At 67.4% G+C, this 21,178-nt stretch carries 21 protein-coding genes; 5 read left to right on the forward strand and 16 right to left on the reverse strand.

Translation table 11 applies throughout. The features are described from left to right. Positions 1-38 precede the first annotated feature (38 nt). The 3 genes from IEQ11_RS21565 (at position 39) to IEQ11_RS21575 (ending at position 2,338) form a co-directional block, all read left to right on the forward strand. Positions 39-494: a nucleoside deaminase gene (locus IEQ11_RS21565; protein WP_036101637.1), complete on the forward strand. Its 456-nt coding sequence runs from the start codon at positions 39-41 to the stop codon at positions 492-494. 39 nt (positions 495-533) lie between these two features. Next, positions 534-1,802, forward strand: a complete 1,269-nt coding sequence (locus IEQ11_RS21570) for a hypothetical protein (protein WP_191822229.1) — start codon at positions 534-536, stop codon at positions 1,800-1,802. A gap of 62 nt (positions 1,803-1,864) precedes the next feature. Beyond that, positions 1,865-2,338 carry a GNAT family N-acetyltransferase gene (locus IEQ11_RS21575; protein WP_191822228.1) on the forward strand — a complete coding sequence of 158 codons (474 nt, stop codon included), beginning with the start codon at positions 1,865-1,867 and terminating at the stop codon, positions 2,336-2,338. A 38-nt stretch (positions 2,339-2,376) separates the two neighbouring features. On the opposite strand, the gene IEQ11_RS21580 is transcribed toward IEQ11_RS21575, so the two are convergent. From IEQ11_RS21580 to lptM, 9 genes are all read right to left on the reverse strand, one after another. Continuing rightward, positions 2,377-2,850, reverse strand: a complete 474-nt coding sequence (locus IEQ11_RS21580; RefSeq protein WP_191822227.1) for a DUF2269 family protein — start codon at positions 2,848-2,850, stop codon at positions 2,377-2,379. A gap of 4 nt (positions 2,851-2,854) precedes the next feature. Further along, complete coding sequence (locus tag IEQ11_RS21585; protein ID WP_191822226.1) at positions 2,855-4,171, reverse strand: SDR family oxidoreductase; 1,317 nt, start codon at positions 4,169-4,171, stop codon at positions 2,855-2,857. Between the two features lie 271 nt (positions 4,172-4,442). Next, positions 4,443-5,816: an ATP-dependent protease ATPase subunit HslU gene (gene hslU / locus IEQ11_RS21590; RefSeq protein ID WP_484502701.1), complete on the reverse strand. Its 1,374-nt coding sequence runs from the start codon at positions 5,814-5,816 to the stop codon at positions 4,443-4,445. Between the two features lie 113 nt (positions 5,817-5,929). Then, positions 5,930-6,481 (reverse strand): ATP-dependent protease subunit HslV, encoded by a 552-nt coding sequence (hslV, locus tag IEQ11_RS21595; RefSeq protein ID WP_036101643.1) that lies wholly within the window; start codon positions 6,479-6,481, stop codon positions 5,930-5,932. A gap of 236 nt (positions 6,482-6,717) precedes the next feature. Then, a complete protein-coding gene (gene xerC, locus IEQ11_RS21600; RefSeq protein WP_191822225.1) occupies positions 6,718-7,602 on the reverse strand; it encodes a tyrosine recombinase XerC in 885 nt (294 codons plus the stop codon). Between the two features lie 60 nt (positions 7,603-7,662). Next, positions 7,663-8,148 (reverse strand): tetratricopeptide repeat protein, encoded by a 486-nt coding sequence (locus IEQ11_RS21605; protein ID WP_191822224.1) that lies wholly within the window; start codon positions 8,146-8,148, stop codon positions 7,663-7,665. Between the two features lie 34 nt (positions 8,149-8,182). Beyond that, a complete protein-coding gene (locus IEQ11_RS21610; protein WP_036101645.1) occupies positions 8,183-8,869 on the reverse strand; it encodes a DUF484 family protein in 687 nt (228 codons plus the stop codon). After that, positions 8,866-9,768, reverse strand: a complete 903-nt coding sequence (gene dapF, locus IEQ11_RS21615) for a diaminopimelate epimerase (protein ID WP_228464715.1) — start codon at positions 9,766-9,768, stop codon at positions 8,866-8,868. The genes IEQ11_RS21610 and dapF overlap by 4 nt, the downstream gene beginning before the upstream one ends. 4 nt (positions 9,769-9,772) lie before the next feature. Next, positions 9,773-10,123 (reverse strand): LPS translocon maturation chaperone LptM, encoded by a 351-nt coding sequence (gene lptM, locus IEQ11_RS21620; protein ID WP_036101646.1) that lies wholly within the window; start codon positions 10,121-10,123, stop codon positions 9,773-9,775. 233 nt (positions 10,124-10,356) lie between these two features. Between lptM and IEQ11_RS21625 the strand changes: the two genes are divergently transcribed. Next, complete coding sequence (locus tag IEQ11_RS21625) at positions 10,357-10,575, forward strand: tautomerase family protein (RefSeq protein ID WP_191822223.1); 219 nt, start codon at positions 10,357-10,359, stop codon at positions 10,573-10,575. 103 nt (positions 10,576-10,678) lie between these two features. Here the strand turns inward: IEQ11_RS21625 and IEQ11_RS21630 are convergent, their stop codons facing one another. The 6 genes from IEQ11_RS21630 to IEQ11_RS21655 form a co-directional block, all read right to left on the reverse strand. Continuing rightward, positions 10,679-11,176, reverse strand: a complete 498-nt coding sequence (locus tag IEQ11_RS21630) for a DUF454 family protein (protein WP_191822222.1) — start codon at positions 11,174-11,176, stop codon at positions 10,679-10,681. Positions 11,177-12,590: 1,414 nt separating this feature from the next. Further along, positions 12,591-14,741, reverse strand: coding sequence for a S9 family peptidase (locus IEQ11_RS21635; RefSeq protein ID WP_191822221.1), 2,151 nt, complete (start codon positions 14,739-14,741; stop codon positions 12,591-12,593). A gap of 153 nt (positions 14,742-14,894) precedes the next feature. Further along, positions 14,895-17,018 carry a prolyl oligopeptidase family serine peptidase gene (locus IEQ11_RS21640; protein ID WP_191822220.1) on the reverse strand — a complete coding sequence of 708 codons (2,124 nt, stop codon included), beginning with the start codon at positions 17,016-17,018 and terminating at the stop codon, positions 14,895-14,897. A 437-nt stretch (positions 17,019-17,455) separates the two neighbouring features. Next, positions 17,456-17,809 carry a hypothetical protein gene (locus IEQ11_RS21645; protein WP_191822219.1) on the reverse strand — a complete coding sequence of 118 codons (354 nt, stop codon included), beginning with the start codon at positions 17,807-17,809 and terminating at the stop codon, positions 17,456-17,458. 446 nt (positions 17,810-18,255) lie between these two features. Then, positions 18,256-19,194, reverse strand: coding sequence for a patatin-like phospholipase family protein (locus tag IEQ11_RS21650; protein ID WP_051547895.1), 939 nt, complete (start codon positions 19,192-19,194; stop codon positions 18,256-18,258). Next, entirely contained in the window at positions 19,194-20,162 is a 969-nt protein-coding gene (locus IEQ11_RS21655) for a helix-turn-helix transcriptional regulator (RefSeq protein WP_036114817.1), read from the reverse strand. The genes IEQ11_RS21650 and IEQ11_RS21655 overlap by 1 nt, the downstream gene beginning before the upstream one ends. A gap of 89 nt (positions 20,163-20,251) precedes the next feature. Here IEQ11_RS21655 and IEQ11_RS21660 point away from each other — a divergent pair, with 89 nt between their 5' ends. Further along, positions 20,252-20,836 carry a hypothetical protein gene (locus IEQ11_RS21660; RefSeq protein ID WP_057922694.1) on the forward strand — a complete coding sequence of 195 codons (585 nt, stop codon included), beginning with the start codon at positions 20,252-20,254 and terminating at the stop codon, positions 20,834-20,836. Between the two features lie 54 nt (positions 20,837-20,890). On the opposite strand, the gene IEQ11_RS21665 is transcribed toward IEQ11_RS21660, so the two are convergent. Then, positions 20,891-21,106 carry a hypothetical protein gene (locus IEQ11_RS21665; RefSeq protein WP_191822218.1) on the reverse strand — a complete coding sequence of 72 codons (216 nt, stop codon included), beginning with the start codon at positions 21,104-21,106 and terminating at the stop codon, positions 20,891-20,893. Positions 21,107-21,178 lie beyond the last annotated feature (72 nt).

Genomic DNA, 21,178 nt, shown 5'->3' on the forward strand with positions numbered 1-21,178 from the left:
CTCGCGCCAGACTGACGGCCATCGCTCAGGAGTCCCACATGATCGCCACCCCCGACTACCGCGCCCTGCTCGCCACCGCCGTCGCCGAAGCCCGCCAGGGCCTGGCCGAGGGCGGTATTCCGATCGGCGCGGCGCTGTTCCACGACGACGGCCGCCTGCTCGGCTGCGGCCACAACCGCCGCATCCAGGAAAACGATCCGTCCGTCCACGGCGAAACCGACGCCTTCCGCAAGGCCGGCCGCCAGCGCCGTTACCGCGACACGATCATGGTCACCACGCTCGCGCCGTGCTGGTATTGCAGCGGCCTGGTACGACAGTTCAACATCGGCACGGTGGTGGTCGGCGAATCGGTCAACTTCAGCGGCGGCGTGGACTGGCTGCGCGAGGCCGGGGTCAAGGTGATCGATCTGGCCGACCAGGAATGCATCGAGATGCTCGGCGGCTACATCGCCGCCAACCCCGATGTCTGGAACGAGGACATCGGCGAGGACTGATCCGCGCCGCTACGGCGCAACGAAGGGAAAGGAGTTCCCATGCGCACCATCGCGATCGCTTTGGCTTGGATGTTGTGGCTGCATGCCGCGGCGGCGGCGGAACCGGATGGACGCGACTGCAGCGAGAAGTTCGGCGGCAGCGCGGTCACCATTATCTGCCGCCACGCCGCCGCCGGCGCCTCGGTGTCGATCGTGCCGTCTTCGAGCGCGCGCTGCGGCAGCCCGCGACCGCCGCGGGTGGAATATTTCGGCGCGAACAGCCTCGGACGCGCGCGAGCGTTCGACATCGATGCCGGCGAAACCGGCGAATGCCGCTACGCCGACGGCCGCACCGTGCGGGTGCGCGCCGAGCGCGAGCCCGATCCGCTGATCGGCGCCTGCAACGCCGATCCGGCAGTGCGATTCTCGTTGTGGCTCGACGGCCGCAAGCTGCGCAGTCGCGCGCCGGTGTACGGGCGCTGCGCGCAGCCGCGTCCGGGCTGGAATTACCGGATCGGCGCCGAGGGCGCCTTCGACTGCAGCGACCCGGACTGCGTGGCCCTGGCCGATCCGGCCTCGCTGCCGGTGGATACTCTCGAATACTCACCGCACGGCCAGGCATCGCCCCAGCCCGGCAGTCTGCAGCGGCGGCTCGATCGCGACCCGGTCTGCGCCGCGGTCGAACGCGAACTGCGCCGCGACTGGCGCGCGTTCGACGTCTACGCGCCGCGCGCATCGACAGGCGCGCTGCGCCGGCTCAATCCGTTCCCGCGCGACAACCCCGAGCCGCCGCCGGCCGATGCCGCGCTGCCCGCCGGCGCGGCCTTCAGCTACGGCAGGATGCATCGCCACGATTTCGATTTCGACAACGACGGCCTGCTCGACCGGATCTACAGCAACGACACCGACGGTCAGGGCGATGCCTATTTCTCGCCGCTGCTGGTGCAATCCGGCCGCGCGGCCGGACGCTTCGAACCGCTCGCGGGCGAGGAGGCGGTGATCGCGGTGCCGTGCCGATGGGATCCGGACGTGCCGTCGCTGCGCCAGTGCGAAGATCTGCGCTTCGCTTCCGCCGACACGCTGCCCAGAGGCGTGCAGGCGGTGCCCGCGCCGGCCGAGGTGGCGCCGGCCGAGGGCCTCGACGCGCAACGCCGGTTTTTCCGTACCCGTTACACCACCACCCTGCCCTTCGCCTACCGCGGCATCACCTTCGTCGCGCTGTACAGCGTCGGCGTACCGTCGCGCGATTACCTCGGCGTGTACCGGCCCGGGCCGCGCGGCGCACAGCAGGCGGTGTGTCTGATTCACCGGGTGCCGCCGAATATGTAACCGCCGCGGGGGCCCGCGCATCTGTGCAAGCAGCCGGGCGCGCGTGCAAAATTGGATTCACGATGCGCGCCCCGCCGGCCCCGCCCCTGTCGATCCGCCCCTACCAACTCAGCGATTGGCCGCGCCTGTGCGAAATCCACGACCGCGCGCGCATCGACGAGCTGCGGCTCAGCGCCGATGTCGCCGCGTTCCGCAGTCTGCCGCGCACCGCGCACACTGAGGGCTTGTTTCGCGACCGGCTCGACGTCGGCGAACTCGACGGCGTGGTGCAAGGCTTCGTCGCCTACCGGCGCAATTCGCTGAACTGGCTGTACGTGCATCCGGACTGCTACCGCCGCGGAGTCGGCCGCGCCTTGCTGCGCCATGCCATCGCGTTCTCCGGCCCGGTCTTCAGCACCCAGGCCTTGCTGGGCAACGAGCCGGCGTTGGAGCTGTATCGCTCGGAAGGTTTCGTCGAGGTCGAGCGGCGTGCGGGACGATTGGCCGAGAGCGACGAGTTTCCGGCGATGGGGGTGATTTTGGAGCGGCGGCGCTGAGGGGCGGAGGTTTGTAGCTTCGGATGATTGCGGCAGGGCTACGTCGCCGCGGTTGGCTTGAGCACCATCAGCCAGAAGATCGCCATCACGCTCAGGAACGCGGGCCAGCCGAGCCAGAACCACCAGCGCATCGTGCGGTAATACGCCGGCGACAACGCTTCGCCCGCGGCCGCGGCTTCGCTCGCCAACCGCTTCGCGCGCGCCTGCAGCCACAGCACCGGCAACCAACACGCGCCGACCACGAAGAACAGCACCAGCGCGGTCTTGAGCCAGAACACCGACGGCGGCATACCCAGGTGCAGCATCAGCCATACGCCGGTGGCGAACTGCACGATCACCGCCGGCGCGGTGAAGCAGGCGTCGGCGATCACCACCGTGCGCGCGGTCTCGGCGATCACCTTCGCATCGCCGCGCTTGTGCGCGATCCAGAAGAAGAACGCGATGCCCAGGCCGGTGCCGAACAACAAGGTCGACGACAGGATGTGTATCCACTTCACCCACAGATAGAGCATCGGTTTATCTCCTGTACGCCAGCACCCAGGCCACCGCGAGCGCCGGCAGCACCACCAGATTCTTCGCCAGTCCGCCGAGCGGATCGAGCCACTGCATCGGCAGCAAGATGCCGAACACCACGGTGTAGGCCAGCACGCTGATGCCCATCAGGCCGAGCATCCAACGCGGCCGCCAGCCGATCAACAGCCCCGCGGCGAGCATGGCATCGAGCGTCGCGGTCGCGCGCGCCAGCGCCACCGGATGCATCGCCTGCATCGGCGAACCGGCGGTCATCGCTTCGATCGTCGCCGCCGACGTGAGCCATCCGGCCACGGCCGAGATTAGCCACAGCGCGACGATCGCCAGGCGCAAGGTCGGCGCGAGGAAGTACAGCTGCGCCTGCCAACGGTCCTGGACCTGGCTCGGCGTGGCCGCGAGCACCTGCGGCAGATCGCGCGCGGCGTGGCCGAAGTCGGCCTGCACCCGCACCGGCGCATCGGCCGCGGTGATGTTGCCGCGCCGGAGCATGCGCCACATGGTCTCGCCGACCGGGCCGCGGCCGAGGCGTTCGCTGATCGCGACCTGCAGCGACACCAGCGATTGCGGGAAATCGATCGCGCGGGTGCCGTCGATGCGCAGCCAGCGCCGCCACTGGGTCTGGTACTCGCGCAGCGTCATCGTGCGCGGCCCGCCGATTTCGTAGATGCCGCGTTGGGTGCCCGCCGCCGCGCGCGCGGCGATCTCGCCGAGGTCTTCGGCCGCGACCGGCTGCAACGGCCAGTGGCCGTCGCCGGGCAGCAACTGCCAGCCCGGAAACGCGGCCAGCGCGCGCAACAGCGAGGTGCCGCCATAGGAACCCGAGGCGGCGTAGACGATCGACGGCCGCAGCACCACCGCGCTCAGCGGCAGCGCGAGCAAGGCCTCATCGAAACGGTGCTTGGAGGCGAGAAAGCCGCCGTCCTCGGCCTGGCCGAGCGCGGAGATCTGCACGAAACGGGGTACGCCGTGGTCGACGCAGGCCTGCGCCAGCGCGAGCGGGCCGTCGACGTGGATGGTCTGGAAGGTCTGCACGCCGGTCTCGCGCAGGATGCCGGCGACGTTGACCACCGCATCGACGCCGCGCAGGCTGTCGCGCCAGTCCTCGGGCGTGGTCATGCGGGCCAGATCGGCGGCGCGTTCGTCCTCGCGCAATGCGCGGCCGCTGTCGCGCACGCCGCGCAGCACGCGCCAACCGTGGCGATGCAGGGCGGCGATCAGATAGCCGGCGAGAAACCCATTGGCGCCGATGACCAAGGCGGTGCGCGCGGTGTCGGTCCGTTGCGCGGGTGCGGTGTCGTCCATGGGGCGACACGGTAGCAGAGCGGGTGCGGAATTCGGACTGCTTGCGCGATAAATTCGTGTGCGCATTCGGCCGATCTTCGCGCCCTATTCCCTCTCCCGCTTGCGGGAGAGGGTTAGGGTGAGGGTGCGAAGCGTAGGTTGTAACGCTGCTGCGTATCAGGCGACGCGGCCTGCGATGTTCCCTCACCCCAACCCCTCTCAGCTCTGCACTCCCTATGGTCGCCGCAAGCGGGAGAGGGGCTTTGGAACGGCTGCGAACTACAGGTACGAATTACAGGATGTAACGGCTCAAATCCGGATCCTGCACCAACTCGCCCAGATGTTCCTCGACATAGGCGCGATCAATCGTGACTGCCTGTCCGTCGCGGTCGGGCGCCTCGTAGCTCAAGGTATCGAGCAGGCGCTCGAGCACCGTATGCAGACGACGCGCGCCGATATTCTCCTGCCGCTCGTTGACCTGCGCGGCGATCTCGGCCAGACGATCCACCGCGTCGGCGGTGAATTGCAGGTTCACGCCCTCGGTCTTGAGCAACTCGACGTACTGGGTGGTCAGCGCAGCCTTCGGCTCGGTCAGGATGCGGACGAAATCGTCCTTGGTCAGCGCGGTCAGCTCGACCCGGATCGGGAAGCGGCCCTGCAACTCCGGAATCAGGTCGCTGGGCTTGGCCAGATGGAACGCGCCGGACGCGATGAACAGGATGTGGTCGGTCTTGACCACGCCGTACTTGGTGCTCACGGTCGAACCTTCGACCAGCGGCAACAGATCGCGCTGCACGCCTTCGCGGCTGACATCGCCGCCGCTCATGCCCGACTCGCCGCGCTTGGCGACCTTGTCGATCTCGTCGATGAACACGATGCCGTGCTGCTCGCAGGCTTCGATCGCGGCCTGGCGGATGTCGTCTTCGTTGACCAGCTTGCCGGCCTCCTCTTCGATCAGCTGCGGACGCGCGGCCTTGATCGTGAGGTGCTTCTTCTGGCTCTTGCCGCCGGACACCTGCGAGAACATCTGCCGCAGCTGCTGGCCCATTTCCTCCATGCCCGGCGGCGCCATGATGTCGACGCCGACGTTGAGCGAGGTTTCGATCTCGATCTCGCGCTCGTCCAGCTCGCCGCTGCGCAATTGCTTGCGCAGTTTGGCGCGAGTGTCGCTGTCGGGCGCGCTGTGATCGGCGGCCGGGGTTTCCGCGCCGAAGCCGAAACCGCCGGGCACGCGCTTGGGCAGCAGCGCGTCGAGGATGCGGTCCTCGGCGCGGTCTTCGGCCTGGGTACGCACGCGGGTCTTGGCCTGCTCGCGATACAGCTTGACCGCGGTGTCGGCCAGATCGCGCACGATCTGTTCGACGTCCTTGCCGACGTAGCCGACCTCGGTGAAGCGCGTGGCCTCGACCTTGACGAACGGCGCGTTGGCGAGCGTCGCCAGGCGGCGCGCGATCTCGGTCTTGCCGACGCCGGTCGGGCCGATCATCAAAATGTTCTTGGGCATGACTTCGTTGCGCAGATCGTCGTCGAGCTGCATGCGCCGCCAGCGGTTGCGCAGCGCGATCGCGACCGCGCGCTTGGCCGCGTGCTGACCGACGATGTGGCGATCGAGTTCCTGCACGATTTCGCGCGGGGTCATGGTGGCGTGGGTGTTGTCGGGTTTCATGGTGTTTTCGGGAATGGGGAATAGGGAATCGGGAATGGTCAAAGCACGCGGTGAAACGAGGTCGGGGAGAAACGCTCTCGCGATTCCCTATTCCCGATTCTCCATTCCCGGCTTCAAAGCTCCTCCACCACCACATTGCGATTCGTATAAATGCACACGTCGCCGGCGATGCCGATCGACTCGGTGGCGATGGTGCGCGCGTCGAGTTGGGTGTGGGCCATCAGCGCGCGCGCGGCGGACAGCGCGTACATGCCGCCAGAACCGATCGCGATGATGCCGTCTTCGGGCTCGATCACATCGCCCGTGCCGCTGATGATCAAGGAGGTTTCCTTGTCGGCCACCGCGAGCAGCGCTTCGAGTTTTCCAAGGCGCCGTTCGGTGCGCCAGTCCTTGGCCAGTTCGACCGCGGCGCGGGTCAGCTGGCCGTGCTTTTCCAGCTTGGCTTCGAACAATTCGAACAAGGTGAACGCGTCGGCGGCGGCGCCGGCGAAACCGGCCAATACCTGGCCGTCGCGGCCCAGGCGGCGCACTTTGCGCGCGTTCGACTTCATGACGGTGTGGCCGAGCGTCACCTGACCGTCGCCGGCCACGGCGACGCGGCCGTCGCGGCGTACCGAGACGATCGTGGTGGCGTGAAATACGTTGGGGTTCTGACTGGGGTCCATGTGGCCTCCGGGGTTCCCAGACGAAGTGGGGCTGTGCCCGGCCGGTTCAAGGCTGGGGGCCAGGAAACGAGTAGAGAAAAGTGAGGAGCGAGTAAGGCGAAGCCGTCGCCGGCTGTCCCGCGCCGCGCGTCACCCGTTGCCGCTGCCAGCGAGAAACGAGTGCAGAAAAGTGAAAAATGAGTAAAGCAGAGCCGACGCCAGCCGCCGCGCTCCACTCACTTCTCACTCCTGTGAACTCACTCCTGCTTCTTCCGCTTGGCCCGAGGATGCGCCGCGTCGTACACCTTCGCCAGATGCTGGAAATCCAGATGCGTATAGATCTGGGTGGTGGCGATGTCGGCGTGGCCGAGCAGTTCCTGCACGCCGCGCAGATCGCCGGAGGATTCCAGGATGTGGCTGGCGAAGGAATGCCGCAGCAGATGCGGATGCACGCGCTTGAACAGGCCCTGGCGCTGGGCGAGCTGGCGGATGCGCAGTTGCACCGCGCGCGGCGTGATCGCGCCGCCGCCGCGTCCGGGAAACACCTGCGCGTCGTTGCCGGCGCCGGTCGATGCGCGCCACTCGCGCAAGGCGGCGCGCGCATGCGAGCCCAGCGGCACGATCCGCTGCTTGCCGCCCTTGCCGAGCACGGTGACCAGGCCGTCGTCGAGGTCCAGGTCGCGCCAACGCAAGGCGCACAACTCGCTCAGGCGCACGCCGGAGGAATAGAACAGCTCCAGCACGGCGCGGTCGCGCAGGCCCAGCGGCACGTCGGTCGGCACCTCGACCAGCACCTTGGCTTCATCCGGATCGAGCACCTGCGGCAGCTTGCGCGGCGCTTTCGGCGCGCGGATCGCCGCGGCCGGACTGGCGGCCAGATGGCCTTGCTTGACCTGCCACAGATAAAAGCTGCGACACGCCGACAAGCGCCGCTGCAGGCTCTTGGGCGTCAATCCGCGCCGACGTTCGGCGGCGATGAACGCGCGCAGGTCCTCGGTCTGCAAGGCCATTACGTCGCCGCGTCCGCTCTCTTCCGCCCACAGCCACAACGCGGCCAGATCGCGCTGGTACGCGTCGAGCGTATGCGCGGACATGCGCCGCTCCACGCGCAAATGATCGAGAAATGTTTCGACGGCGTTCATGCCTTGCGATCGTACTCGCTTCGGCGTCGCGGCGATGCGCGGCGAGGCTCGATGCGGACGCTACCAGCCGTCGCGCGGCGCCTGCATGCGGGTCTTGAGGAACTCGAAATATTTCGGGTCCTCGCCCTCGAAAATAGCCAGGCCGCGACCAGCATGCGCGCTGGCCAGATAGGCGCGGCACAGTTCGTCGGCGGCGCGATCGCTGTCGCCGAGTTCGTAGTGCGCCCGGCCCAGGCGCAGGTGCAGCGCCGCATCACCGAGCGCGTCGCGGCAGGAGATCGCGTCGATATAGGCGTTCGACGCGGTTTCGAAGTCGCCCGATTGCCAGTACACATCGCCGAGCACAGCGAACAACTGCGCGGCCTGCGGCCACTGGCCCGGTGGTTCGGGCAGCAATTCCAGCGCTTCCAGGCAATGCCGATACGCCTGCTGGCGACCGTCGGCGTCGTTGCGCGCGAGCGCGCGCACGGCCTGCGAGGACAGACCCTCGACCCGCCGCTGCACGTCGTCGGGCAGGCGCTTGTTGCCTTTGAACAAACCGAACATGGACCTCTCCTTGGTTCCAGTGGCGGCGCGCGGGTCAGTCGTAACGACGCAACGCCACCGCCAACGATTCGCCCATCATGCGCAGGAACAGCGTGCCCATGCCGGGGAAGAAACGGTTCGGGTCGCGGCTGCCGACCGCGATCAGGCCGCTGCCCGGCAACGGCAGCAAGGCGGTGGACTGCACGTCGGCGGCGCGTTCGCCGTACAGCACCGCGTGCTTTTCCGGCTGCAGGCGGCCGCACAGCGGCTCGCCGTCGCTCAGCGCGTCGCGGAACGGCTGCAGGCGCGGATCGGATTCGTCGATGATCTGCAGCCATTCGTTGTCGCTCAGGCCGTCATACGGCTTGAACACGATCAGCCGGACCAGGTCGCCGTTGAAATCCTCCGCCAGGCTCGCGGCCATCGCGCGCAAGGTATCGGCGGCGTTGTCCTGGCGCATCAGCGCCAGGGTCAGTTGATGGGTGCGCACGGCCAGGCGTTCGTTGTCCTGGGCGTTGCCGAACAGTTCGTGCAGGCGGCGCGAGAGTTCGCGGTTCTTATCGCGCAGCACTTCGAGCTGATAGCTCGCCAGCGACGCGGCCGAACCTTCCTCGCGCGGCACCACCAGGCTCAGCGACAGGTCGGGGAATTGCTGCAGGAAGCGCGGATGGCGGCGCAGCCAGTTGGCGATCTCGTGCGCGCCGAGCTGGTCGGCCGGCTTGTCGCCGAATCTGTCGCTCATCGGTTCCACTCTCCTTCGAAGACGAATGCGGTCGGGCCGGACATCGACAGCGCCGACTCGTCGTCGGGCCAGACGATGCGCAGTTCGCCGCCGGGCAACTGCACGCGCACGTCGCGGCCGATGCGGCCGCGTTGCATCAGCACCGCGGCGGCGGCGCAGGCGCCGCTGCCGCAGGCGAGGGTTTCGCCGGAACCGCGCTCGTACACGCGCAGCTTGATCCGGTCCGGCGCGAGCACCTGGGCGAACCCGATGTTGGCCGATTCGGGAAACGCGGGGCTCGATTGCAGCAGCGGGCCGATGCTTTCGACCGGCGCGGCGTCGACGTCGTCGACTTCGATCACCGCATGCGGGTTGCCCATCGACACCGCGCCGAAACCGAACACGGTGTCGTGGATGTCGAGCACGTACTGATCCTGGCGCGCGGCATAGCCGAGCAAGGGAATGCGCGCGGGTTCGAACTCGGGCCGGCCCATGCCGATGCGGTAGGCGTCGCCGCCCAAGGGTTGCACCGCGTGGCGGCCTGCCGGGCTGTCGACGAAGAAGCCGCCGGCGGCATCGGCGCCGCTTGCGGCCGCGCCGTCGCGCACCAGCCAGGCGGCGATGCAGCGCGCGCCGTTGCCGCATTGCTGCGAGGTCGAACCGTCGGCGTTCCAGATCCGGTACGAGGCGACGGCGCCGTCGCTGAGCGGATCTTCGATGGTCAGGATCTGATCGCAGCCGACCCCGAAATGACGGTCGGCGAGGCGACGGCAGTTGTCGGGGTCGGGCGGCGCGAGGCCGCCGCGCAGGTCCAGCACCACGAAGTCGTTGCCGGCGCCGTGCATCTTGCTGAAGCGCATCTTGCCCGAGCCGGCAGCGCCCGAACCCGGCGATGCGGACACGGCGGTGGATTCGGCCATGGTCTCAGCCGCCGGCGGGCGTCGGCTCGGCCGGCTTGGTCTGGCCCGCGCCGTCGCCGTCCTGGGCCTCGCCGTCCTTGTCCTTGGCGTCCTTGCTGTCCTGGCCGTCCTGGGTGGTCGGCGGGGTCAGCACGCTGTCCAGCGGCGGCGTAGGCAGCGACTTGGTCGCCGGCTTGGTCGCGACCGGCGGGTCGTTGGCCTTGGAAATGGACACCGGCACCTCGCCGGGCTTGGCCGGCGGCGCTTCCTGCGGCGCGGGCTGGGTCGGCAGGACCAACGGGCCCTTGTTGCCGCAAGCGGTCAGGGCGAGGGTCAGCGCGGTCAGAACGAGGGGCGTGGCGTGGCGTGCATTCATGGGTCGAAGTGTAGCCCGCAGGGGCGGCGGAAACGAACCCACGGGCGGGGACGATCGGGGCCGCGGACATGGACGGGTTCAGCTGATGGCCCGGGCGCGGGCTTGAGGACACGGGCCGATTGTTGCGGCTGGATGAATTCACTTCCCAACCCAGCCGGCTTTATCGCGTCGGAGCGCACAAGAACAATGCGCCGCACGGACCTCGCGTCCCTCACTACCAAGGACAAATCGCCATGCCGTTCGCGAATTACAAATTTCCCGAGGGAATTCTCGATCACACCCGCAAGGAGGAGATCATCCATCGCACCACCGCGATGTTCGTCGAATATTTCGGCGAGGGCGTGCGCCCGTATTCGATGGTGCTGGTCGAGGAAGTCGCCGACGGCGGCTGGGGCCGGGCCGATGAGACGCTGACGCTGGAGAAGATGGGGATGGCGCCTAAGGCGGGCTGACTCGGGCGCGGGCTGCGACGGGGGCGGAACAGGCGGCGCGACCGCCGGTGCGTTCAGGTCTTGCGATCGGCCGGTCGTCCAGGCCGCGGAACCCGGATGGCCGTCAACGCGAGCCGCGGTCCGCGGGCGGCTCCGGCCGGCGCCACAGCCAGATCGCCACCACGGCCATGATCGAGCTGCCGGTCATCGCCATCCACAGCTTGGGCGAGGTCAGGAACATGATCGCCGCGCAGACCGACATCATCGACACCGCCAGCCACTTGGCCCGCCGGCTGACCGCGCCGTGCGCCTGCCAGTCGCGGATCATCGGGCCGAACTGGCGGTGCGCGAGCAGCCGCGCGTGCAGGCGCTGGGAGCCGCGCGCGGCGGCGAACGCGGACAGCAGCACGAACGGCACCGTCGGCAGGCCGGGCACGACGATGCCGACGATGCCCAGGCCCAGGCTGGCATAGGCCAGCAGCCACCAGACCCAGCGGAAGCGGCTGCGCGGGCGCGAGGCGGCCGGCTCGATCGGCGACGGCGGCTCTGGCGCGGCGAGGTCGGCTCGCGGTCCGGCGTCCTGATCGGCGCCTGGATCGGAGGGAGAAGGTGGAACGGACATGCCGGAAGTATGCAGCCGTGCGGTGGGTGGGAAACACATGGCGGGTGTCGGCGCGGTTTCAAGCGCCGTGGGTGGGCGGGTGGTGGGCTGTCTTGATCTGAGCGGAAAACGCCGGGGCTGGAGTTCTGCTCAAACAGACCCCGTTGTTTCGCTTCCCTTTCCGATGAACCAACCCCGACCTCTTCCGCCCGTCGATAAATCCAGAACATCCGCGAATATCCGTGATGCCCGTTGTAGGAGCGGCGTAAGCCGCGACCGCGGGATCGCGTCCACGCCGCAACTTACGCCGTAGTTGCGTTGTCCCGGTCGCGGCTTACGCCGCTCCTACAGGCAGGCATCGAAGCGTGCGTGTTGGTTCGCGAATATCCGTGATGCCCCTGTAGGAGCGGCGTAAGCCGCGACCGCGGGATCGCATCCACGCCGCAACTCGCGCCGTAGTTGCGTTGTCCCGGTCGCGGCTTACGCCGCTCCTACAGGTAGGCATCGAAGCGTGCGTGTTGACGGGACAGCGGTATGGGTTACGGCCGTCCTCGCTCCAGGAGTCTGCTTCGCTTTCCGATACGCCAAACCTCGGCGTCTTCCACTTATCGATAAGCCGGAAACATTCGCGAATATCCGTGTTGCCCCATGTAGGAGCGGCGTAAGCCGCGACCGCGGGATCGCACCCACTCCGCAACTCGCGCCGCAGTTGCGTTGTCCCGGTCGCGGCTTACGCCGCTCCTACAGGTAGGCATCGAAGCGTGCGTGTTGGCGGGACAGCGGCATGGGTGGGCGGTCGCCTTCGCTCCAGGAGATTGCGTCGCTTTCCGATACGCCAAACCTCGGCGTCTTCCACTTATCGATAAGCCGGAAACATTCGCGAATATCCGCGATGCCCCTGTAGGAGCGGCGTAAGCCGCGACCGCGGGATCGCATCCACGCCGCAACTCACGCCGTAGTCGCGGTGTCCCGGTCGCGGCTTACGCCGCTCCTACAGGTAGGCATCGAAGCGTGCGTGTTGGCGGGACAGCGGCATGGGTTACGGCCGTCCTCGCTCCAGGAGCTTGCTTCGCTTTCCGATACGCCAAACCTCGGCGTCTTGCACTTATCGATAAGTCGGAAACATTCGCGAATATCCGTGTCGCCCCTGTAGGAGCGGCGTAAGCCGCGACCGCGGGATCGCACCCACTCCGCAACTCGCGCCGCAGTTGCGTTGTCCCGGTCGCGGCTTGCGCCGCTCCTACAGGTAGGCATCGTGGCTTGCGCGAGTCTCTACCGGAGCGGTTTCAGTCCCGACGCCGTTCGCCCAGCCCAGGCCGAACCTGCTTGTCGCACCGGGCACAGCCCTTGCGCAACCCCCAGAAACGAACAAGCCCGGCATAAGCCGGGTCTGTCCGATCGCCGCGCCGTTACCGGCGCGACCGCGCGCATCGACTCACTTCGCCACGATGTCCGCGCTGACCTGCATCTGGTCGATCATGAACGAATACATCTCCGCCTGTTCGCGGAAGCGGCGGAAGCGGCCCGACTTGCCGCCGTGGCCGGCGTCCATGTTGGTGCGGAACAGCACCGGCTGCTTGCCGGTGTCGAGGTCGCGCAACCGCGCCACGTACTTCGCCGGCTCCCAGTACTGCACCTGCGAATCCCACAGGCCGGTGCCGACGAACATCGCCGGATAGGCCTGCTTCTTGAGATTGTCGTAGGGCGAGTACGACAGCATGTAGTCGTAGTAGTCCTTCTTCTCCGGATTGCCCCACTCGTCGTACTCGTTGGTGGTCAGCGGGATGCTGGCGTCGAGCATGGTGGTGACCACGTCGACGAACGGCACCTGCGACAGCACCACGCGGTACTTGTCCGGCGCCATGTTCGCGACCGCGCCCATCAGCAGGCCGCCGGCGCTGCCGCCGTACGCGGCGACGCGATCGGGCGCGGCGTAGCCGGCCTTGACCAGGTCGGCGGTGACGTCGACGAAATCGTTGAACGTGTTCTGCTTGTGGAACAGCTTGCCGTCGTCGTACCACTTGCGGCCCATTTCCTGGCCGCCGCGGATGTGCGCGATCGCATACACCATGCCGCGATCGAGCAGGCTGACGACAGTGCTGTTGAAGCCCGGGTCCATCGACATGCCGTAGCTGCCGTAGGCGTACTGCAGCAACGCGGCCTTGCCGTTCTTCTCGAAGCCCTTCTTGTAGACCAGCGATACCGGCACCTTGACGCCGTCGCGCGCCGTCGCCCAGAAACGTTCGGTCACGTATTTGTCGGCGTCGTAACCGATCACCGGCTGGCGCTTGAGCAGCTTGCGCTCGCCGGTGGCGGTGTTGAGCTCGTAGGTGGTCGCCGGCGTGGTCAGCGAGGTATAGGTGTAGCGCAGCCACGGCGTGTCGTGTTCGGAATTGACCGACAAGCCCATCGAGAACGCCGGCTCGTCGGCCTTGACGAATTCTTCCTTGCCGTCCTTGCCGATCAGGCGCAGACGCTCGAGCGCGTTGGAGCGCTCGGCCACGGCGGTGAAGCCGTCGAACAGTTCGAAGCCCTCGACGAACACGTCGTCGCGGTGCGCGATCCAGTCCTTCCACTCCTTGATCGAACGCGCGCCGTCGTCGGCGGTGACCAGCTTGAAGTTCGGCGCCGGCTTGCCGTCGGCGCCGGGCGCGTTGGTGCGGATCACCCAGCGGCCGGCAAGATGATCGGCGTCGTATTCGACATCGCGCTGGCGCGGCGCGAGCACGAAGAATTCCTTCGGATCGGCGGCCGGCGCGCAGCGGACTTCGCTGGAGACGGTGCTGTGGATGTTGATGCAGATGTAGGCGTCGTCGCGGCTGCGCTCGATGCCCATGTAGAAGCTGTCGTCCTTTTCCTCGTAGACCAGCACGTCCTTGGACGCGGGCGTGCCGAGCACGTGCTTCTTGATCCGCACGGTCAGCAGGGTCTTGGGATCGTTCTCGACGTAGAACAGGGTCTTGTTGTCGTCGGCCCAGACCAAGTCGGTGGACGTATTCTCAATCACGTCCGGATAGATCTCGCCGGTAGCGAGATTCTTGAACCGGATCTTGTACTGGCGACGGCCGACCGCGTCGTCGGCCCAGGCCAGGATCTGGTTGTCCTGGGTGACCTCCATCGCGCCGACGCTGAAGTAATCCTTGCCCTTCGCCATCGCGTTGACGTCGAGCAGGACCTGCTCGGCGTCCTCCATGCTGCCCTTGCGGCGCGCGTGGATCGGATAGTCCTGACCGGTTTCGAAGCGGGTGTAGTACCAGTAGCCGCGCTCGCGGTACGGCACCGAGCTGTCGTCCTGCTTGATGCGGCCGACGATCTCGCCGTACAGCTTGTCCTCCAGCGGCTTGAGCGGCTTCATCACCGCGTCGACGTAGGCGTTCTCGGCATTGAGATACGCCAGCATCTCGGGGTTCTTGCGCTTGTCGTCGCGCAGCCAGTAGTACTCGTCGCTGCGCTGGGCGCCGTGCGGCGCCTTGACGGTGTAGGGCTTCTTGGCCGCATCGGGCGGCGCGGGCAGGTCGGCGGCGGGAACGTTGAGGGTGGTAGTCATCAGTAGCGTGGCCGCAAGCGTTAACAGGGTCAGTTTCATATAGGGTCCGAGGACGGGTTGCGCAACGGGGCAGGACGCGGATTGGGGACTTGGGTCGCGAGATGACGGCGAGCCATCGGCCGAACGGGCGCCATGGCGCCCGTTCGGTCGTAACTCACCAGGGACCGGCCAGCACTGGGTGCGGGCGGCCGATCATGGGGCCAAGCGCTGCCACAGGAAGGTCAAGGCCAGCGCGCTCATATGCGCCTGCTGGGCGTTGTTGGCCGCGCCGCCGTGGCCGCCTTCGATGTTTTCGTAGTAGGTCACGTTCTTGCCGGCATCGAGCATCTTCGCCGCCATCTTGCGCGCATGACCCGGATGGACGCGATCGTCCTTGGTCGAGGTCATGAAGATCACCGGCGGATACTCGCGCTTGGGGTCGAACAGGTGATACGGCGAGAAGGTCTTGATGAAGGACCAGTCGTCGGTGTCGGGATTACCGTATTCGGCCATCCACGAGGCGCCGGCCAGCAGGTGGCTGTAGCGCTTCATGTCGAGCAGCGGCACCTGCACCACGACCGCGCCGAACAATTCCGGGTACTGGGTCAGCATGTTGCCGGTAAGCAGGCCGCCGTTGCTGCCGCCCTGCACGCCCAGGTGCGGGGTGCTGGTGATCTTGCGCTCGATCAGATCGCGGCCGACCGCGGCGAAATCCTCATACGCCTTGTGCCGGTTGGCCTTGAGCGCGGCCTGATGCCAGCGCGGGCCGTACTCGCCGCCGCCGCGGATGTTGGCGACCGCGTACACGCCGCCCTTCTCCAGCCAGCCCTTGCCGATGCCGCCGGAATACACCGGGGTCATCGACACTTCGAAGCCGCCGTAGCCGTACAGCAGGGTCGGCGCCTTGCCGTCGTACTTGAGGTCCTTCGGCCGCACCAGGAAGTACGGCACGCGGGTGCCGTCCTGGCTCTTGGCGAAGTGCTGTTCGATCGTGTCCTTGGACGCGTCGAAGAAGGTCGGCATGGTCTTGAGCACTTCGGGCTTCTGGCCCGGCTCGGCCAAGGCCAGCGTGGTCGGGGTCAGGTAATCGGCGGCGCTGAGCCACACCGCGTCGCTGTCGAGGCTGTCGACCGCGCCGACCATGACCGTGCCGAAGGTCGGCGCGCCGACGAACGCGGCGCGCGTCCACTCGCCCTGCCCCGCGTCCGGCGGAGTCAGCACGGTGAGCTTGTTCTTGACATCGTCGAGGACGTTGATGATGAGGTGATGCCGGGTCCAGGTCGTGCCGGCCAGCGAGCTGGTGTCGGTCGGCGCGAACAGGCTGACGAAATCGCGCTTGCCGGCCTGGAAATCGTCGAAGCGCGTGGCGATCAGGCTGCCGGCCGGGTACGTCTTGCCGCCGATCTCGTACGGATCGCGCAGCTCCAGCAGCAGCCAGTCGCGGCGCACTTCCTTGTTGGCGGAGTTCGGCAGATCGAGCTTGCTCAATTTGCCGTCGGCGCCGCGCAGGAACAGCTCGTTGTTGTAGAACGCGAGGGTGCGCTCGACGAAGTCGCGCTCGAAGCCCGGCGTCGGGTCGTGCCAGGCGGCGACCATCATGTCGCTGTCCTTGCCCTCATACACCAGCGCGGCCTTGGCCATCGGAGTGCCGCGCGTCCACAGCCTGACCGTGCGCGCATAGCCCGAGCTGGTCATGCTGCCCTTGCCGAAATCGGTGGCGACGTAGACGTGATCGCGATCGATCCAGGTCAGGCTGCCCTTGGCTTCGGGGCGGTAGAAGCCGTCCTTGATCCAGGTCTTGGCGACCAGATCGAATTCGCGGGTGACGTCGGCGTCGGAACCGCCGCGCGACAGCGAAATCAGGCAGCGCTGGTAATCCGGCCGCAGGCATTCGGCGCCGTGCCAGACCCATTGTTCGTTTTCCTGGGCGTTGAGCGCGTCCAGGTCGATCACCGTTTCCCAGGCCGGCTTGTCCTTGCGGTACTCGTCCAGGGTGGTGCGGCGCCACAGGCCGCGCTGGTGCTGGGCGTCCTGCCAGAAGTTGTAATAGTGCTCGCCGATCTTCTGCACGCCGGGAATCTTGGCGTCGGAATCCAGATTGGCGCGGATGCTCGCTTCGAGCTGCTTGAACTGCGCGCTGCCGGTGTATTCGGCTTCGGTCTTGGCGTTGCGCGCATGCACCCAGTCGAGTGCGCGCTTGCCGTCGACGTCTTCGAGCCACGCATAGGGATCGTCGGTCACGGTCGCCTCCTTGGCGATGACGGCGCCGCAGGCCGATGCAGCCGCGAGACCGGCCGCTAGCAACAGGGACTGACAGGTCTTCGGGAGAACGGGCATGGCGGATCCGGAACAAAGGAAGGCCGCCACGCTAGCACAGGGTGCCGGGACGGCCGCCCTGTCCATGGTCATGTAGGGAGTTGCGGGGTTGGTTGCGTTGGCGGGCGGTGTCGCGGGGCCGCGGCGATGTGCTTTTTCTGCTTCGCGTGCTTGCCGAATTAGGTCGGGTTCGGGCCTGTTTGGTCGAGGCCTGTTTGGTCAGAGCCTGTTTACGGTCAGGGCTCTTTGAGTCCAGGCCTGTTTGAGCTCAGGGCTGTGCGGGCTCATGTTTGCTCAAGCTTGCCCCCCCTGCGCGACCCCAAGCCCGTTCGGGCGATTGCGACACTCGCCGGCCGCGGCGCGGGCAGCCGCACCCGGCGGAGCGATTTAGGTGGACCGATTTAGGCGGACCGTTTTTTAGATGGACCGACTCAGATAGAGCAATTCAGGCAGCGCGTTCAAGCCACGCGCGGCAGCGGCCGCGCGATCACCGCCGGACGAGCCCGACGACGCGCCTGGACCGCACCGCGACGGCGGCGACGCACCGCCTGCCCTGCTTCGGCCGGCGCCACCCGGCGCCAACTCGGCAAACGGAACCGATGCAGCGCCCACCACGCCATCGCCGGCATCGCCACCAGCCACATCGGCAACCAGCCGATCGCGCTTTGGCTGCCGCGCGCGGCCGGCAGCATCAGCACCAGCAAAGCGCCGATAGCCAGCGCGTAGCGCAGGGCGGTGTCGAGGTCGGCGCGAAGAGCGTCGGCAGTGGCGGCGGACGACGGGGAAGCGGTGGAATGCGCTGTGGCGGTCATGGACTGACTCCGATGGCGGCAAGGTCGATGGGCTGGAACCCACCTTCGTGCCGCCGCGTCTCAGGGGCTGCGATACATGCGACCGCTGGTCGGAACGAGGATCGGCTTGACTGATGTTGCCGCCGGGGCGCCCTCACCCGGCGCGCTGCGCGCGCCGACCTCTCCCGCGAGCGGGAGAGGTGATTTGTTGTGTACCTGTTCGCTATCGCCTATTCGGGAAGGGCTACGCAATCAGCGAATGACTTTCCGTAAACACGGCTTTGCTTTAGCGAACAGTTCCCTGCCGCAAACGCTTCGCTCTGCGAACAGCTCCCCAAAGCCTCGGCCTCGCTCCTTCCCATGCTTGCGGGGGAAGGTCGGGATGGGGGCGCGACGGCCGGCGTACCCTCACCCGGCGCGCTTTGCGCGCCGACCTCTCGCGCAAGCGGGAGGGGTGATCCGCGCGATCAATACCCCGCCTTATCCAGCGCCTTTTCCGCTTCCTCGCGACCGATCTCGATCAGCTCCTTGGCCCGCCAGAACTCGTAGAACTGGCAGGCGTCGCGCGGAATGCGGATCACCAGTTCGGGCGGGTCCAGGGCCAGCTGCACGCGCGCGATCTGCGCCTGCATCGTGTCCAACGAGCGCGCCATCAATTCGGTGAAGCCCATCTCGCGCGGCGCGTCGTCCTCGACCTCGTCGGGCAATTCGGTGGCCTTGCGCCGGAACCAGTGGTTGAACAACGACGGAGGCTTGGCGTCGCCGCCGCCCTGCGTGGCCAGCATGGCCCCGCCATTGTGGTGCGCCAATGCGCCGGGCGGTTGCGCGGGCCAGCCGTGCATGTCGACCGCGACCAGACGGTGCGCGTCGGACAGACGCGTCGCGGTGATCGGCAACGGCGCCAGCAGGCCGCCGTCGACCAGTTCGCGACCGTGCAATTCGTAGGGCGTGAACACGCCCGGGATGGCGATCGAGGCGCGGATCGCGTCCCACAGGTCGCCCTCGCGCAGCCACACTTCGCGCTGCCGCATCAGATCGACCGCGACCGCGGTGAAGCCGATCGGCAGGTCCTCGATGCGCGGCTCGCCGGCCAGTTCGCGCAGGCTGTCCATCAGGCGCTCGCCGCGGAACAGCGAGGATTGACCGAACACCGGATCGAGCAGGCGCAGCATCGCGGTGCGGCTCATGCCGAACAGCCAGTCGCGGTAGACCTCCATCTTGCCGGCCGCGAACAAGCCGCCGACCAGCGCGCCGCTGGAGGAACCGGCGACGGTGACGATGCGCAGCCCGCGCGCCTGCAGCGCTTCGATCACGCCGATCTGGGCCAGCCCGCGCGCGCCGCCGGCGCCGAGCACCAGCGCGACCGCCTCGCCTTTTTCGATACGCGGAGGATCGGCGCCGGGCATCAGTGGCCGTAGTTGCTCAACGCCAGTTCCAGCATCGACTTGGCCTGCTCGCGCAGCACCACCGGCTCGACGATTTCCGCGTCGCTGCCGTAATGCATCACGTCCATCAGCAGTTCGCGCCCGGCGCTGTACGGCACTTTGAGTTCGTAGCGGCCGTCGGCCAGGAAGCGGCCTTGCTGCTGCGAATGCCAGTGTTCGTCGGCGACCCAGCGCGCGGCCTTGGCGCTGAACACGATGGTCGCCCAGCCCTTGGGCGCGCCGGAGAAAATGCCGTAGCTCGAGGCCAGGTGCTGATCGAGTTCCTCGTCGGCGACATCGCGCGCCGGCACGTCGCCGATCTTGGCCGCGCTGATCCGGTCGACCGAGAAGCTGCGCAAGGCGTCGCGCTCGTGATCCCAGGCGTCGAGGTACCAGTTTTCGCGGTAGTGGGTGAGCCGCTGCGGCGACACGCTGCGACGGGTGCGTTCGTCGGTGGAGCGCGCGCGGTATTCGAACGTCAGCGGCTTGCGATCGAGCACCGCGGTGGCGACGGCGCGGAACGCGGTTTCGTCGAGCCGGCGGGTGCGATGCGGGATGACCCGCACGCGCTCGACCGGCAGGCGCCGGCCGCCGGCGTGTTCGTCGAGCAGTTTTTCGATGCGCTGCTGCAACGGCGCGAGCGCGTTCGACAGCACCCCGCCGCCGCTGCGCATCAGCAGCTGTTGCGCGGCGAGCAGCGAATGCAGCTCCTCCGAGCTCAGCCACAGGCCGGGCAGCTCGAAGCGGTCGCCTTCGCTGGTGTCGTAGCGGAAACCGGCCTCGCCGTTGCCAACCACCGGGGCCATCAGGTAATCGCGCAGGTAGGCCAGATCCCGATAGACGGTCGCGCGCGAACACTCCAGGTCTTCCTGGAGGCGCTGAACTGTGACCGGATACCTGGCCGCAGTGAGAATCCGGTGCAGCGCGTGGATGCGTTCGATACGTTCCATGTCGGCAGGGTCTGGTAGAGGCGGTGGGGACACAACTAGCATGGCATCGGCCTCTGTCCGGCCGCCACCATCGAACCTAAGGATCCTACGTGATCAAGACCTCATTATCCGCAACGCTGACCGCCCCGGTGCTGCTGCTCGGTCTGAGCGCCTCCAGTCTGGCCTGGGCCGGACCGAAAGAGGAGGTCGTGGCCGCAGTCGATAAATTCCTCGCCGCCAAGAGCTACCACGCCGTCATGAGCATGGGCCCGGGACCGGGCACCGAAACCGACTTCGTCGCCCCCGACCGCATGCGCGTGAAGATGGGCACGATGGGCGAGCAGATCATGATCGGCAACACCTTGTACCTGACCATGCAGGGCAAGACCAGCAAACAGGCCGCGCCCAACGGCGGCATCACCCAATTGCGCACCCGCGACAAAGTCCTGGGCAACCTGGCGACCCTCAAGGTGACCGCGGCCGGCACCGAGAACCTCGGCGGCGTGGCGACCAAGAAGTACAAGATCGACAACACCCAACCCAAGTCCTCCTCGACCTTCTGGGTCAACGCCGACGGTTATCCGGTGCAATCGGTCAACATCGCCGACGTCAACGGCAAGCAGTACACCTCGACCTTGAAGTATTCGCGTTTCAACGACCCCAGTATCAAGATCCCGGTCCCGGCGGTGAAGTGACATTAGACACCACCGCGGTCGCAGCGATTGCGACTGCGGTGGCCGGCCGCGCATTCAGCCGGTGATCGCGCCGCGCATCGCCAGGCTCAGCTGCTGGCCCACGTATACCGCCGCGATGCCCAGCGCCGCCGCGACGGCCGCGCCCAGGTACCAGCGATTGAAGCCCGGCCGGCGCGCGCGCTGGCGGTAGCCGACCCAGGCCGACCCGGCCGCGACGGCGAACAGTCCGCCGTGCGAGGCGAACACAAACAGCGTCCACAGCAGTTCCATGCGCTCGTGCCTGTCCTTGCGCTCGCTCGGCGCGACAACATCGCAGTATGTCCGGATCCTCGCGGCAGCGCC

This window comes from Lysobacter capsici (assembly GCF_014779555.2).
Lineage (GTDB): Bacteria > Pseudomonadota > Gammaproteobacteria > Xanthomonadales > Xanthomonadaceae > Lysobacter > Lysobacter capsici.